This window comes from Perlucidibaca sp. (assembly GCF_057084925.1).
The window spans coordinates 105786-120052 of record NZ_JBXMRC010000009.1; the positions used below are offsets into that span (position 1 = coordinate 105786).

General features: G+C 59.5%; 12 protein-coding genes. All 12 read right to left on the minus strand.

Translation table 11 applies throughout. From position 1 onward, the window contains the following. Positions 1-10: 10 nt before the first annotated feature. The 12 genes from AC14IB_RS02920 to AC14IB_RS02975 all read right to left on the minus strand — a co-directional run bounded on the left by AC14IB_RS02920 (position 11) and on the right by AC14IB_RS02975 (position 14188). On the minus strand, positions 11-640 hold the full coding sequence (locus tag AC14IB_RS02920; RefSeq protein ID WP_068858603.1) for an RNA polymerase sigma factor: 630 nt from the start codon (positions 638-640) through the stop codon (positions 11-13). Then, positions 637-3762: an efflux RND transporter permease subunit gene (locus AC14IB_RS02925; RefSeq protein ID WP_484230471.1), complete on the minus strand. Its 3126-nt coding sequence runs from the start codon at positions 3760-3762 to the stop codon at positions 637-639. Before AC14IB_RS02925 ends, AC14IB_RS02920 begins: the two co-directional genes overlap by 4 nt. After that, complete coding sequence (locus AC14IB_RS02930; RefSeq protein WP_484230472.1) at positions 3759-5057, minus strand: efflux RND transporter periplasmic adaptor subunit; 1299 nt, start codon at positions 5055-5057, stop codon at positions 3759-3761. The genes AC14IB_RS02925 and AC14IB_RS02930 overlap by 4 nt, the downstream gene beginning before the upstream one ends. After that, positions 5054-6325 (minus strand): TolC family protein, encoded by a 1272-nt coding sequence (locus AC14IB_RS02935; RefSeq protein WP_484230473.1) that lies wholly within the window; start codon positions 6323-6325, stop codon positions 5054-5056. The genes AC14IB_RS02930 and AC14IB_RS02935 overlap by 4 nt, the downstream gene beginning before the upstream one ends. A gap of 100 nt (positions 6326-6425) precedes the next feature. Continuing rightward, complete coding sequence (locus tag AC14IB_RS02940) at positions 6426-6683, minus strand: hypothetical protein (protein ID WP_484230474.1); 258 nt, start codon at positions 6681-6683, stop codon at positions 6426-6428. A gap of 181 nt (positions 6684-6864) precedes the next feature. Further along, positions 6865-7116: a hypothetical protein gene (locus AC14IB_RS02945; protein WP_484230475.1), complete on the minus strand. Its 252-nt coding sequence runs from the start codon at positions 7114-7116 to the stop codon at positions 6865-6867. Beyond that, on the minus strand, positions 7113-7457 hold the full coding sequence (locus AC14IB_RS02950) for a YnfA family protein (RefSeq protein ID WP_227512995.1): 345 nt from the start codon (positions 7455-7457) through the stop codon (positions 7113-7115). Before AC14IB_RS02950 ends, AC14IB_RS02945 begins: the two co-directional genes overlap by 4 nt. Beyond that, on the minus strand, positions 7454-8083 hold the full coding sequence (locus AC14IB_RS02955) for a cation efflux transmembrane domain-containing protein (protein WP_484230476.1): 630 nt from the start codon (positions 8081-8083) through the stop codon (positions 7454-7456). The genes AC14IB_RS02950 and AC14IB_RS02955 overlap by 4 nt, the downstream gene beginning before the upstream one ends. Next, positions 8076-11282 carry an efflux RND transporter permease subunit gene (locus AC14IB_RS02960; protein WP_484230477.1) on the minus strand — a complete coding sequence of 1069 codons (3207 nt, stop codon included), beginning with the start codon at positions 11280-11282 and terminating at the stop codon, positions 8076-8078. The genes AC14IB_RS02955 and AC14IB_RS02960 overlap by 8 nt, the downstream gene beginning before the upstream one ends. A 29-nt stretch (positions 11283-11311) precedes the next feature. Next, positions 11312-12532 (minus strand): efflux RND transporter periplasmic adaptor subunit, encoded by a 1221-nt coding sequence (locus AC14IB_RS02965; protein ID WP_484230478.1) that lies wholly within the window; start codon positions 12530-12532, stop codon positions 11312-11314. After that, a complete protein-coding gene (locus AC14IB_RS02970; RefSeq protein WP_484230479.1) occupies positions 12529-13764 on the minus strand; it encodes a TolC family protein in 1236 nt (411 codons plus the stop codon). Before AC14IB_RS02970 ends, AC14IB_RS02965 begins: the two co-directional genes overlap by 4 nt. A gap of 64 nt (positions 13765-13828) precedes the next feature. Then, on the minus strand, positions 13829-14188 hold the full coding sequence (locus AC14IB_RS02975; RefSeq protein WP_484230480.1) for a hypothetical protein: 360 nt from the start codon (positions 14186-14188) through the stop codon (positions 13829-13831). Positions 14189-14267 lie beyond the last annotated feature (79 nt).

Below are 14267 nucleotides of genomic sequence, written 5' to 3' on the forward strand. Positions count from 1 at the left end.
CTAGATACGCTCAGCACTCTCCAGTCGCCTGAAAATTCGACACCATGCTGTGCACACGCACACGAGCGCGATGCAGCAGCACTCGGAAATGCGAAGGCTTGATATTCAGTGTTTCACAAATTTCATCGGCACCCAGGCCGTCAATATCTCGCAGCAATAGCGCCATGCGCTGCCCGGTCGGGAGTGCATCGAAATGGCGCTCAAGGCAGTCACCCAACGCATGGGATTCGAGCAGTGCCTGCGGGGAATCATCCGTCCAGGACTCAAAGCGTTGTCGCCAATGGCCATCCGCCAGAAATGCGCCGTCCAGCGGGTCATGCTGTGGCTCAAGCCCTTCCAGCGATAGCACGGTATTTTTTCGACGCAGGTAGCTGTAGGCGCAATTCATCACAATACGAATCAGCCAGGTTTTCAAGCTTGCTCGGCCTTCAAAGCGCTCCATGCCCTTATAGGCGGCAATCCAAGCTTCTTGCACGATGTCGTCCGCTTGGTGTGGCGAAAAGTTGCGCGCGATGCTCAGCATCGCACCGCCATACAGCGTCATCGCCTCTCGCCAAGCAGCAGCATTGCCCGCTCTCAGCTCTTCAATGAGGCGTTGCTCCACTTGCTTGGTGGAATGAGTAAAAGAACGGTTACTCATCGCGTTTCTTTTCTCCGCATGAAATAGAAAGCAACCGGGACGATCAGCATCGACAACACAGGTGCAGTAAGCATGCCGCCGACCATGGGCGCGGCGATACGCTGCATGACCTCAGAGCCGGTGCCAGTGCCCCACATAATCGGCAACAGACCTGCAACAATGACCGCCACCGTCATTGCCTTTGGGCGCACACGCAGCACGGCACCTTCCTGGATAGCTTCCAGCAGATCGGCACGGCTGGTCCGGCCTTGCTCGACACGGCGCTGCCAAGCCTGCTTCAGGTACAGCAGCATGATCACACCAAATTCTGCAGCAACACCGGCCAGAGCAATGAAGCCAACTCCGCTGGCCACCGATAGGTTGTGCCCGAGCAGCCACAATAGCCAGATCCCACCGGCCAAGGCAAAGGGCAAGGTCGCCATAATGAGCATTGCCTCATCGACACGACGGAAGGTTAGGTAGAGCAAGACGAAGATGATCATCAGCGTGCCGGGCACCACGACCTTGAGGCGAGCTGTCGCGCGCTCAAGAAACTCAAACTGGCCTGACCAAGAGATGGCATAGGCGGGTGGCAGCTTGATCTTCTTGGCTACGGCCTCTTGCATGTCCTGCACCGCCGATTTGAGGTCGCGGTCGCGGATATCGACATAGACCCAGCCTGAGAGCCGGGCATTCTCGCTGCGCAACATCGGCGGACCGTCGCTGATGGTCAGTGCGGCGACATCGCCAAGACGGATCTGCGCACCGCGTTCGGTGACCACCGGCAGATTACGCAAACCCTCCAGTGAGTCGCGAAGCTCGCGCGGATAGCGCAGGTTGATCGGGAAACGCTGCAAGCCTTCGACCGTCTCGCCGATGTTGTCGCCGCCAATCGCCGCCGACACCACGCTCTGGACATCCGCGATGTTGAGGCCGTAACGGGCAGCGGCGTCGCGGTTGATATCGACATCAATGTAGCGACCACCGCGCAACCGCTCGGCCAGCGCCGAACTGACGCCCGGTACCTGCTTCACCACACGCTCGATCTCCCCAGTGAGGCGGTCGATCTCGGCCAGACTGGCCCCCGAGACCTTGATGCCGACCGGGCTTTTGATGCCCGTAGCGAGCATGTCGATGCGATTGCGAATCGGCGGCACCCAGATATTCGATAATCCTGGCACGCGCACCACGCGATCCAGCTCCGCCACCAGCTTGTCCGGCGTCATGCCAGCACGCCATTGCTCGCGCGGCTTGAATCGAATGGTGGTCTCGAACATCTCCAGCGGGGCCGGGTCAGTCGCGGTATCGGCACGCCCGGCCTTGCCGAAGACGCTGGCAACCTCGGGTACGGTCTTGATAAGCCTGTCGGTCTGTTGCAGCAACTGCGCGGCCTTGCCAGCTGACAATCCCGGCAGCGCCGACGGCATGTAGAGCAGATCGCCTTCATCCAGCGGCGGCATGAACTCGCCACCGAGACGGGACAGCGGCCACAGGCTGGCGACAACCACCAAGGCTGTGATTGCCATGGCTCGGCCAGGCCGGCGCAAGACCATGGCCAGTACCGGCTCGTACCAGCGAATCAAGGTTCGGTTGATCGGGTTGTCACGCTCGGCCGGGATGCGTCCGCGAACCAGATAGCCCATCAGTACCGGAATCAGCGTCACCGCCAGTCCAGCTGCTGCGGCCATGGCATAGGTCTTGGTGAAGGCCAGCGGCGCGAACAACCGTCCCTCCTGCGCTTCCAGCGTGAACACCGGAATGAACGACAAAGTGATGATGAGCAGCGAGAAGAACAGTGCCGGCCCGACCTCGACCGCTGACTCGCCAATCACCCGCCAGTGTTCATCAGGCTCGGGCTCGCGATCTGGATGATCATGACGCCAAGCTTCAAGGTGCTTGTGGGCGTTCTCGATCATGACCACGGCGGCATCGACCATGGCCCCGATGGCGATGGCGATGCCGCCCAGCGACATGATGTTGGCATTCACGCCTTGATAGCGCATGACAATGAAGGCCGCGAGTATGCCCAGCGGCAGCGAAATGATCGCTACCAGCGCGGAGCGCAGATGAAACAGGAAGGCCAAGCAAACCAGCGCGACCACGATGAACTCTTCCAGCAGCTTGTAGCCCAGGTTGCTGACGGCACGCTCGATCAGCTGCGAGCGATCGTAGACCGGTACGATCTCGACCCCTTTGGGTAGACTGGATTTGAGCGACTGAAGCTTGGCCTTGACGGCCTCGATGGTTGCCAGCGCATTGCGTCCGGAGCGCATGATGATCACGCCACCCACAGTTTCACCTTCACCGTCCAGTTCAGCGATGCCACGGCGCATCTCGGGGCCGATCTGCACTTGTGCGACATCACCAAGACGCACGGAAACACCTGCCGGCGTGGTGATCAGCGGAATGCTGCGGAAGTCATCCAGCGTCTTCAGATAACCGGTGGCCCGCACCATGTACTCGGCCTCGGCCAGCTCCAGCACCGAGCCGCCTGCCTCCTGATTGGCCTTCTGCACGGCGTCGATGACCTGCGTGTGGGCGATGTTGAATGCCCGCAGTCGGTCAGGATCGAGCACGATCTGGTACTGCCTGATCATGCCGCCGATGCTGGCCACTTCGGCCACATCCGGCACCGTCTTCAACTCGTACTTGAGAAACCAGTCCTGCAAGGCGCGCAGCTGCGACAGATCGAGATGGCCTGTCCGGTCTACCAGTGCATATTCATAGATCCAACCCACGCCTGTGGCATCCGGCCCCAGCGCGCTTCGCGCTTGCGAGGGCAAGCGTGACTGCACTTGGCTGAGGTACTCCAGCACACGCGAGCGCGCCCAGTACGGATCAGTGCCGTCCTCAAACAGGACATAGACATAGGAGTCCCCGAAGAACGAATAGCCGCGCACAGTCTTCGCACCCGGCACCGACAGCATGGTGGTAGTCAGTGGGTAGGTGATCTGGTTTTCAATCAGCTGTGGTGCCTGCCCCGGCCATGTCGTGCGTACGATCACCTGCACATCCGACAGGTCGGGCAAGGCATCCAGCGGGGTTCGATTAACCGACCAAAGCCCCGCAGCCGTGAGCATCAAGGTTGCCAGCAGCACCAAAAAGCGATTTCCGATGGACCAGCGTATGCATTGCGCGATCATTGCCCCATCCCCCGCATGTCCATCTTGCCGTCCATGCCAGCTGGCATGTCTTCAGCCTGCATACGGCTGCTAACACCCTTTAGACTGGCCTCGGAGTCCACCAAGAACTGGCCTGATACAACGACCTTCTGCCCCTTCTCTAGGCCGGTGAGTATCTCGACCTCTCCCTCACGCTCCAGACCGGTGGTGACATCTATTGGATGGAAGCTCCCAGCCTTATCAACCGTGAACACGACACTACGCTGCCCGGTGCGGATAACTGCCTCGACAGGCACCAGCAAGGCATTAGCACGCACTGCGCCTGCCAGTTGCAGGTTAGTGAACATGCCCGGCACCAGCTCGGCGTTCGGATTCGCTAGTTCGATGCGCGCCTTAAGGGTGCGTGTGGTCGCATCCACCTCCGGCAGCAGCGCGCTGACGCGGCCCGTGAAGACCTTGCCGGGCCAGGTCGATGAACTGGCCTCTACCCGACTACCAGGACGCACCTGCGCAGCCATCGACTCAGGCACCTCGGCGTTGACCCAGACACTATCGAGGCCATTGATGCGGAACAGGGTCATGCCCGGTGTCACTGTCATACCCTCGCGTATGCCCAGTTCCACCACCACACCGCTGACCGGGGCGACAATGGCCAGTCGCGCCTGTGTTCTGCCACTGCGCTCGACCAAGGCAATCTGTGCCTCGCTCATGCCCACCAATCGCATACGCTGGCGCGCACCTTGGCGCAAATCAGCACTGCCTTCACCGGTTATGCCGCGTACCGCCAAGAGCTCCTCCTGCGCCGCCACCCAGTCCGGAACATACAGCTCGGCCAGCACTTGGCCGCGCTGCACTTTGTCCATGGGTGCACGTACGCTCAGGCGCTCAACAAACCCCGAGGCCCGCGCTTGCATGATCGCAACGGCGCGCTCGTTCCAAGTCACGCTGCCAACCGCTGTCATACCAGACGACAACTGTCCCGATCTGACCTCCGCCGTGCGGATACCGAGATTCTGTTGAACCTGCGAAGCAATCCTGACACCGCCTTCTTCGGCATTCTCTCCAGTAGATTCATCGGCATAGACAGGCACGAGATCCATGTCCATGAAGGGCGACCTGCCGGGCTTGTCGAAGCGCTGAGCCGGTACCATCGGGTCATGCCAGTACAACACCTTGGACTCAGCCTTGCCGGCCTCGGTGCTGATAGGCGCTGACATGGCCATGCCTTGGTGCATGCCCAGACTGTAGAGGCCCCAGCCACCCAGCCCGAGCGAGGTGAGAGCAGCCACGGAAATCATCAAAGTTTTGCGTCTCATGGTGCGCTCCGGCTTTCATTAGGCAGTAAAAATTCCAGATCAGCCCAGGTCAGGGCTGTCTGCATTTCCAGTTGCGATGCTTGTAGTTGCCTATCCAGCAGGGCACGGCGTGCCGCCAAGACATCACTGAGCGCGCCTCGACCGCCGCGCCAAGAAGCGAGAGCGGCCTGGGTGCGTGACTTGCTCAGTGGCAGGATTTGCTCACGGTAGTGTTGCAGCCGACTCAGCCCCGATTGCCAGTCATCAACCATCGCGCGCACTTCCGCGACATGGGCGCGCAGCATGTCGTCACGCTCAGCTCTGGCCTGTTCGACTTGCGCCTGACGAGCGGCAAGCTCACGATTCTGGCGTCGTGCCTGATCCCATTGCAGAGGTACCGATACGCCTAGCGACACCATGTCGGAAAACGCCGAGCCCCGTTGGGCATAGCTGAGTTCGGCGGTCCAATCAGCCCGCTTGTTGGCTTCGGCCAGATGCGCCTCGGTATCTGCCAGCGCGATGCGGCGATCCTGCATGACCAGATCAGGGTGGCGCGTCAGATGTCCTTCCAGATCGTCGATCACGAAATGAATACGATCAAAGTCCGGTTTTCCGAGTAACGGCTGCCGGGTCTGCTCATTGCCCACCCAGCGCGCCAGCGCAGCGGTTGCCTGCTTGATTTGGCGATCCATGATTTGCAGCTGGTCTTCCAGCAACAGCATCTCGCCTCGGGTATTGATCATGTCGGTCGATGTGGTGCGGCCACCGCGATAGGCGGCCTCACTGGCGACCAGTTGCTGGCGCGCCTGCTGCAACTGCTCCTGCAACAACACACGCTGCTGACTCAGGAAGTAACTGGTCAGCCAAGCCTTGCCAGCGCCGCGCAAGACCTCGCTACGCACCAGCGCTTTGCCAGCAGCGGCAATTTCGGCCTCGCGCTCCTGGCGCTGTCGGCGCAAGTCCAGTTTCTCGCCACGAGTAAATTCCTGCGCCACGCCAACCTTGCGCATGGTCATGAAGTCACGGGTGATGCTGAAACGGTCACTGCCATTCACCGGCAGGTTGTCGATGCCGATGCTCAGCATTGGGTCAGGGCGCTCACCAGCAGCGACTGCCATCTCACGGGCCGAAGTCATCGCAGCATCTTGGGCGACCAGCTGACGCGATTGGCTCAAGGCGACTTGCTGGGCCTCAAGAAAGCTGAGCGATGCCGCCGACAAGGCGGCAGGCACCAGCGCTATCAGCGCTAGCACCACCCGACCCATTGGCCGGGAAATACGGAAATTCATGAGGTATTGCCTCGTCAATCAGGTTCAATGGAATGAACGACACATGCCTTGCAGGCATACGAGCTGATATGGCCAAGCGGGAGCCGGCCAAAACGAGGGCTTAATTCAGGAAGCGATGGAAGCGAATCGTTGGCGAGGGATGAATGATGGAAGGATCAGGAGGGCGGTAGGCCGATGCGGTGATATAGCCGGCATCAGGCAGGTCGAATGGCTGGAGAATGACCAGCAGAACGGGGGTGACATCTGGCAGCGGCAGCTTTTGAGCTACATCGTTGTGTTGCTGCAGATGCTGGCAGGTATTGTGGCAATCCTGCGCGGCAGAAGGCGTGTCCGTTTGCCCACCATGGCAATCCGTCATGGACTCCATTTTTGCAGATTCAACTGTCGCAGGCACAGCCGCCCAAGCCTGTACCTGACATATCGAGAAGATCGTCAGAACAAGGCTCATGAGGAGCGAGATGGATTTGCGTCGAACGGCAGTCATGGAAAGTATTATGCGCCCGTTTTCAGTCTTGGCAATGGCTCGGATCGTCGCAGCATCAATCAACGGAGGCGGAGCTTGCCCACTCCAGCGTCTCCTGCAAGTCCTGGTGCAACGCATCAAAGGTGCAGCGGGCACGCAGACAAGCCTGCTCAACCAATGATCTCTGCTCCGCATCGACGGTGCTCAACAGTGTCTCCAGCTTCTCGCAACAGGCATGTGCAGCATCGCGCTTGGCACGAGGGTCATTGACCGTCAGCTGATCATTTAACTGACGAAATATTTCCGCGATTTCATGCTCGACATTCATGTCGCAGATCTCCAACCCATAACAATGACGGCCATGCCCACCAGTGCAATGCCCGCACCCATCCAGTCGCTGGCATTCAGCGCTACGCCATCAACCCAGCGTAGCCAGAGCAGCGCCACCACCACATACACCCCGCCGTAGGCTGCATACACACGACCACTGGCCTCTGGGTGCAAGGTCAACAGCCAAGCGAACAGCATCAGGCTGGCTGCGGCCGGCAGAAGCAACCAGGGCGAGCCCTGCTTTTTCAGCCAGAGATAGGGCAGAAAGCAGCCAATGATCTCGGCCAAGGCCGTCACCACGAACAGCCCCAGCGTTTTCAGCAGAATCAGACTGCTCATGCGATGTCTTTCTCCTCTCGAAGTTCGTGTAAAGCCGCTCGGATGATCTGAGTTGCACCCGAAATGGCCAGCACTGCCATACCCAGTGCAACCACCACATCCGGCCAAGCACTTGCCGTCAACCAGACACCACCGGCAGCGCACATCACCGCGATATTGCCGATGGCATCGTTGCGGCTGCAGATCCACACCGACTGCATGTTGCTGTCGCCCGTGCGGTAGCGATACAGCATCAAAGCCACGCCCACATTCGACAGCAGAGCCAGCAAGCCCACGATGCCCATCGTGCTGGCCTCGGGCACTTGCCCGGCCAGCAAGCGCCCAACCGTGGCGTACAGCACCCAGCAACCAAACAGTCCCATGGTCAGGCCTTTTAGCAATGACGCGCGAGCGCGCCAGATCATGGCATGACCCAGCACATACAGACTGATGCCGTAATTGGCGGCATCGCCAAGAAAGTCCAGTGCATCGGCGAGCAAGGCACTGGAGCCTGCCGCCGAACCCGCCATGATTTCGACGACAAACATGACCAGATTGACCAGCAGCGCAATCACCAATATACGGCGATACTGAGGGTCAACGACCGGCACCTTGCTAGCACAAGAATCACCGCAACTATCAGACATTGCTTCTCTCCACTCGCCATTGCTCAATCATGCGATATAACGCCGGCAACACCACCAGCGTCAGTAGCGTACTGGTGATCAGACCGCCAATGACCACAATGGCCAGCGGCTTCTGCACCTCGGCTCCGGTGCCTGTGGCTAGTGCCATGGGCACAAAGCCCAGCGATGCAACCAGCGCTGTCATCAATACTGGACGCAGACGCGAGAGCGAGCCTTCCTGCACCGCCTGTGTGAGCGCCATGCCGTTAGCACGCAGCTGATTGATGCGGCTGACCATGACCAGACCATTGAGCACCGCCACGCCAGACAACGCGATGAAGCCAATGGCTGCAGTGATCGAAAACGGAATGCTGCATATCCACAGTGCGAGAATGCCACCCGTCAAGGCCAGCGGCACCGCGCTGAACACCAACAATGCCTGCCGTACCGTGCCCAGCGCCATGAACAGCAGCATCAGAATCAAGGCGAAACAGGCCGGCACGACAATCATGAGGCGAGACTTGGCCGCCTGCAGATTCTCGAACTGCCCACCCCAGACCAGCCAGCTACCAGCCGGCAACTTGATTTGCGTATTGATGCGCTGCTCGGCTTCCTCAACGAATGAGGCCAGATCGCGATCACGGACATTGGCCTGCACCACGACACGGCGCTTGCCATTTTCCCGACTGACTTGATTGAGACCATCGCGCAGAGACAGTGTAGCGATACTGCCCAAGGTGATGAAGCCTTGATCCGATTGGGCATCACGCACGGGGATGGGGAGATTGCGCAAAAGATCGAGATCGGTGCGCACGGCTTCCGGCAAACGCACCATCACATCGAAGCGACGGTCACCCTCGAAAATCTCGCCAGCCTGACGCCCGCCAATGGCAGCCGCCACCGTGTCCTGCACATCGGCCATGCGAAGCCCGAAGCGCGCTAGGGCATCACGGTCAAAGCTGATATCGAGCAGTGTCTGCCCTTCAACCTGCTCGACCTTGATTTCACTGGCCCCCTGTACGCCTCGCAAAGTCTGCGCGATCTGATTGGCCGTCAACAGCATGGTGTTGAAGTCATCCCCAAATACCTTGACGGCGACATCAGCGCGTACACCCGACAGCAGCTCGTTAAAGCGCATCTGAATCGGCTGAGTGAACTCGTAGTTGTTGCCGGGCAGCTTGCTGACCGCTTGCTCGATGCGTTCGATCAACTCAGCCTTGGTCTGACTCGAATCCGGCCATTCCTCGCGCGGTTTAAGGATGATGAAAGTGTCTGATGCACTCGGCGGCATCGGGTCGGCGGCCATTTCGGCGGTACCGGTCTTGGAGAAGACATAGGCCACTTCTTTGAACTGCGCGACGGTGCGTTCGACCTGCAGCTGCATGCTGCTGGACTGCTTGATGCCCGTGCTGGGAATGCGTAGCGCATGCATGGCGACATCTTTTTCATCCAGCGTCGGCACGAACTCCTGCCCCAACTGAGTGAAGATCACCACGGCGACGGCAAAAGCACCCAGCGCCATGCCCATCGCCTTTTTATGCTCATGCATCGCCCAGCTCAAGGCCGGCACATACAGCGCATGAGCCTTGGCGAGAAATCGATTCTCCTTTTCCTCGATGGAGCCGGTGAAGAAGATGCCGACGAGTGCCGGGATCAGCGTCAGTGACAACACGAAGGCGGCAACTAGCGCCATGATCACCGTCGCGGCCATGGGGTGGAACATCTTCCCTTCGACGCCCTCCAAAGCCAAGATGGGCAGATACACCGTGATGATGATGGCTTGGCCAAAAACCGAGGGCTGCACCATCTCACGGGTGGCATGCAGCACTTCAGACAGTCTCTCCTCCAGGCTCAGCAGCCGGCCGAGATGGTGTTGGCGAGCCGCCAGACGACTCAGGCAGTTCTCGACGATGATGACCGCGCCATCGACGATAAGGCCGAAGTCCAATGCGCCCAGACTCATCAGGTTGCCGCTGATACCGGCCTTGACCATGCCCGTGCTCATCAGCAATACGGTGAGCGGGATGACTGCCGCTGTGATCAATGCTGCGCGGATGTTGCCGAGCATCAGAAAGAGCACGACGATCACCAGCAATGCGCCCTCGCTGAGGTTCTTGATCACCGTAGCCACGGTCGCATTGACCAGCTTGCTGCGATTGAGCACCGTCTGCGCTTCAACATCCGGCGGCAGACTGCGCCGGATATCGGCCATCTTTTCATCGACAGTGACTGCGACCGTTCGCGAGTTCTCGCCGATACGCATCAATGCCGTACCGACCACCACCTCGTGGCCATTTTCGCTGGCCGAACCGGTGCGCAACTCCTCGCCGATCTCGACCTTGGCCAGGTCACGCACATAGATCGGTGTATTGCCTCGTGTCGCTACTACCGTGGCAGCAATGTCCTCCATTCGCTTCAAGCGACCATCGGCGCGCACGAGATAAGCCTCGCCGCGCTGCTCGACGAATCCACCACCACGACTCTGATTGGCCTTTTCCAAGGCCTCGACCAGATCGGTGACGGACAGGTTGTACTCCCTCAGCCGCAGCGGATCAGGCTGGATGTGATACTGCTTCTCGTAGCCGCCGATGCTGTCGATGCCGGCCACGCCCGGCAAGCCTTTGAGCTGGGGCCGAATGATCCAGTCCTGCACCGTGCGCAGATAAGCGGCCTGCGCTACCGGAGTACGCAGGTATTCGCCCTCGGGGGTGAGATAGCTGCCATCACTTTGCCAGCCGGGCTGCCCATTGCTAACTTTGGCCCCCTGACCACTCGGGTGAGCGAACTTCACCGCCCACATGTAGACCTCGCCCAGACCCGTCGAAATCGCCCCCATGCGTGGCGACGCCTCCGGCGGCAACACATCCTTGGCCTCGTTCAGGCGTTCCGTGACCTGGTTGCGGGCAAAGTAGATGTCCACATCGTCACGAAATACGGCCGTGACCTGCGAAAAGCCATTGCGTGACAGTGAGCGCGTGGATTCCAATCCGGATATCCCGGCCAATGCGCTTTCAATCGGAAAAGTAACCTGCTTTTCGATGTCCTCGGGTGACAAGCCGGCCAGCTCGGTATTGATCTGCACCTGGTTGTTGGTGATGTCCGGCACGGCGTCGATGGGCAGTTTCTGCAGGGAAAAAATCCCGAAAGCAGCCAGCATCAAGACCATCACCAGTACGAGATAACGATGCGAAAGGGAGAAGCCAATGGCGCGATCAAACATGGCTTCTCTCCTGCGACAGGCGCAAACAATCAATCTTCATGTTCGGCCTCTCCCTTCTTCAGATCAGCTTTAAGAACGAAGACATTGCCACTGGCATACCGTTCGCCAACCTTCAAACCACTGATCACCTCCTGCCGATCACCACTGCGCCGACCGAGCACGACTGTGCGCGGCTCCAGACCATCCTTGTCAGCCACAAAGATGGTCGGCTGGTTCTCCAGCATCTGGATGGCGGATAACGGCACACTGAGTGTCTGAGAGACTGCACCCGTCTGGATTTGCGCCTGCACGAACTGGCCCGAGCGCCACAGCCCTTGGCTGTTGTCGATTTGCACGCGCACAGAGCCGCTGCGACTGGCTTCATCGAGCTCAGGCTGTACGAAAATCACACGGCCTTGGCTGCTCATGCCGGCTTTATCAGTCACAACGACCGTCTGGCCTGCACGAATCTTGGGCAGGTCAGTGACCGGCACCGCCAGATCAATCCAGAGCGTCGAGAGGTCCGCCAGCCGGAACAAAGGCTTGTCGGATGTCACGGCCTCGCCAAGGGTCAGGTCCTTGGACAGAACCGTGCCCGAGATCGGCGCACGCAAGGCATAGCTGGCCAGACGGCCACCCGGCTTCAGTGCTTTGGCATCATGCTCGCTCATGCCCAGTGCCAGCAGGCTCTGCAAGGCACTTTGAGTTTCGATACGGGCATCATTGAGCTCGCGACGAGCGGCGAGATAGTCCTGCTCGGCGCTAATTTTCTTTTGCCACAGGCTCTCTTCACGGGCAAAGGACGATTGCGCCATGACTTGCCGCTCCTTGGCAGCCAGATAGCGCGCCGCCACATCGGAGAGCTGAGGGCTTTCGATCACAGCCAGCACCGTGCCGGCCTTGATCTGTGCGCCAATCTGAATCGGAGCCGAACGCACCATCCCGGTAATCGGTGACAACACGCGAGCCTCGCGATCCGTGTTTAACACCAGCTGCCCCGGCAGCGACAAACCACTGGCAAAATTGCCAAGTGCGGCTGTCTCGATGCGCAGGCCATTGGCGACCAGCTGCTCGTCTGTCAGCTTGATGGCTTCGGCATGTCCTTCCGTATGAGCTGCTTCCGTGTCTTCCGCATGAGTCTCGCCAGTCGGAGCAGTGAGATGGATTTCATGCTGATGCCGGAACGGGCCGTACTCCAGCAGGCCCCAGGTCAGGCCAGAGCCGGCGGCTACTGCCAGTAACAGCAGCAAGGACTTGATGACAATGTTCATGGCGTATTTCCAGAAAAAGTAGCGCGGCCCAGCAGCTCATCGAGCGCGGCCTCACTTTTGTGATAGGAGATGCGGGCGGCGAGATACACGCCCTGTGACTCGACCAGACTGCGCTGGGCATCAAGCAGATCGATCAGCGAGAACTTGCCCGCGCGGTAGCCTTCGCGTGTTGCCTCCAAAGCCTCGCTGGCAATACGCAGCACTTCATCCCGTAGTTGCAGCGCGTCCTGATAGCTGGCCTCGCGCTGCACCAGTAGCTGGTCACGCTGCCGTTGCCATTGCTGCTGTGCGAGGATCAAGCTGGCTTCGGCAGCCGTCAGCTCGGCACGCGCACTGCGCAGAGCTCCTTGGTTGCGATCAAACAAGGGAATGGGCACGGAGATTCCGAGCAGAACACTCTGTTCACGGGTGATGGCTTCGCGCTTCGTGCCAGCCGACAGGGTGAAGTCCGGCAACCGCTGACGCTTGGCCAGCGTCAGGGCAGCTCGTTCAAGCTGAATACGCGCCTCCGCCTGTTTCAGGTAGGGACTCACACTGGCGAGGTCTGACGGCTCGGACAACTGCTCCGGCAATACCAATATGTCCATCAGCTGCTCTTCAAGCCGGCTACTACCCCACAAGCTTGCTAGCTGCCGGCGCATCAATTGACTCTCCTGCATCGCCAAATTGACCGCACGACGAGCGCCTGCCAGGGCAACAGTGGCTCGTGATAACTCGATGGGTGACACCTTGCCGGCCGTCACCCTAGCCGCAACGGCATCGCGCAGTTGCTGCGCCAGAAGCAAGTTCCGTTCAGCCGCCGACTGCTTTTCAGCACTGGCCAAGGCATCGACATAGCTATCACGGGTGAGACGAATCAGCCGCAGCCGCTCAGCTTGAGCTTCCAACGCGGTCAGGGTGCGCTCTTCGCTCGCGACAGAGGTTCGCGCACTGCGTTTGCCAGGCAATGAAAAGCGCTGACTCACGCTGTAGGTCGTTGTGGCACTGCTGGCCGAGCGATTGGTGTCGCCCGAAAAATCTTCCAACAGATAGTTCACTTCAGGATTGGGGAGTACGCCGGCTTGCCTGACGCGCCCGGCAGCGGCGTCTTGCAACGCAGAACTGACCGCTGTCTGCGGGTTCTTCTCAAGCACCCGACGGGTGGCTTCCGACAGACTCAGGCTGTCGGCATGAAGCAGGCCAGCGCATAGCGTGGCCATGAGGGATACAAATACAACAAAAATACGAGACATGATGATTCCCATGCAGACGAAAGAACGCAGGCCAAGGCCTGCTTCCAGTGGTCAACAGGAAGCATCAAATGAGCAGGTAAGCAGTTTCGCGAATGATGACGGAGAACGGCGTTGTGGGTGGCCCGGTCGCATCCGGCTTCACCGCATGGTGCGCGGGAATACTGGGTAGCAGCCAAGTCAGGGCCGGAATCAGGTGTGGCGTTTGTAGGTCTGCGAGTTGCAGCTTCGAGGGGACTGGCGAGTGATCGTCATGGCCGTCTTGAGTCTGAATATCGATGCAGGGCTTGCCCGTGGCCTGTTCCAAGGCTTCAGCAGCACATGGCTTGCCAGCCTGCTCCCAGACCACCCTGCCATCAGGCTCAAGGCAGATGGTGTCGGCCAGCGCAGCGCAGGCACCAAGCGACCAATGCAGCAGTATGATCACTATCAGAGATAGTGACCAGCGACGCCTCATGGCTGTTTGATACCGCACGGACATAATGAGAGTGATTCCCAACAACAAT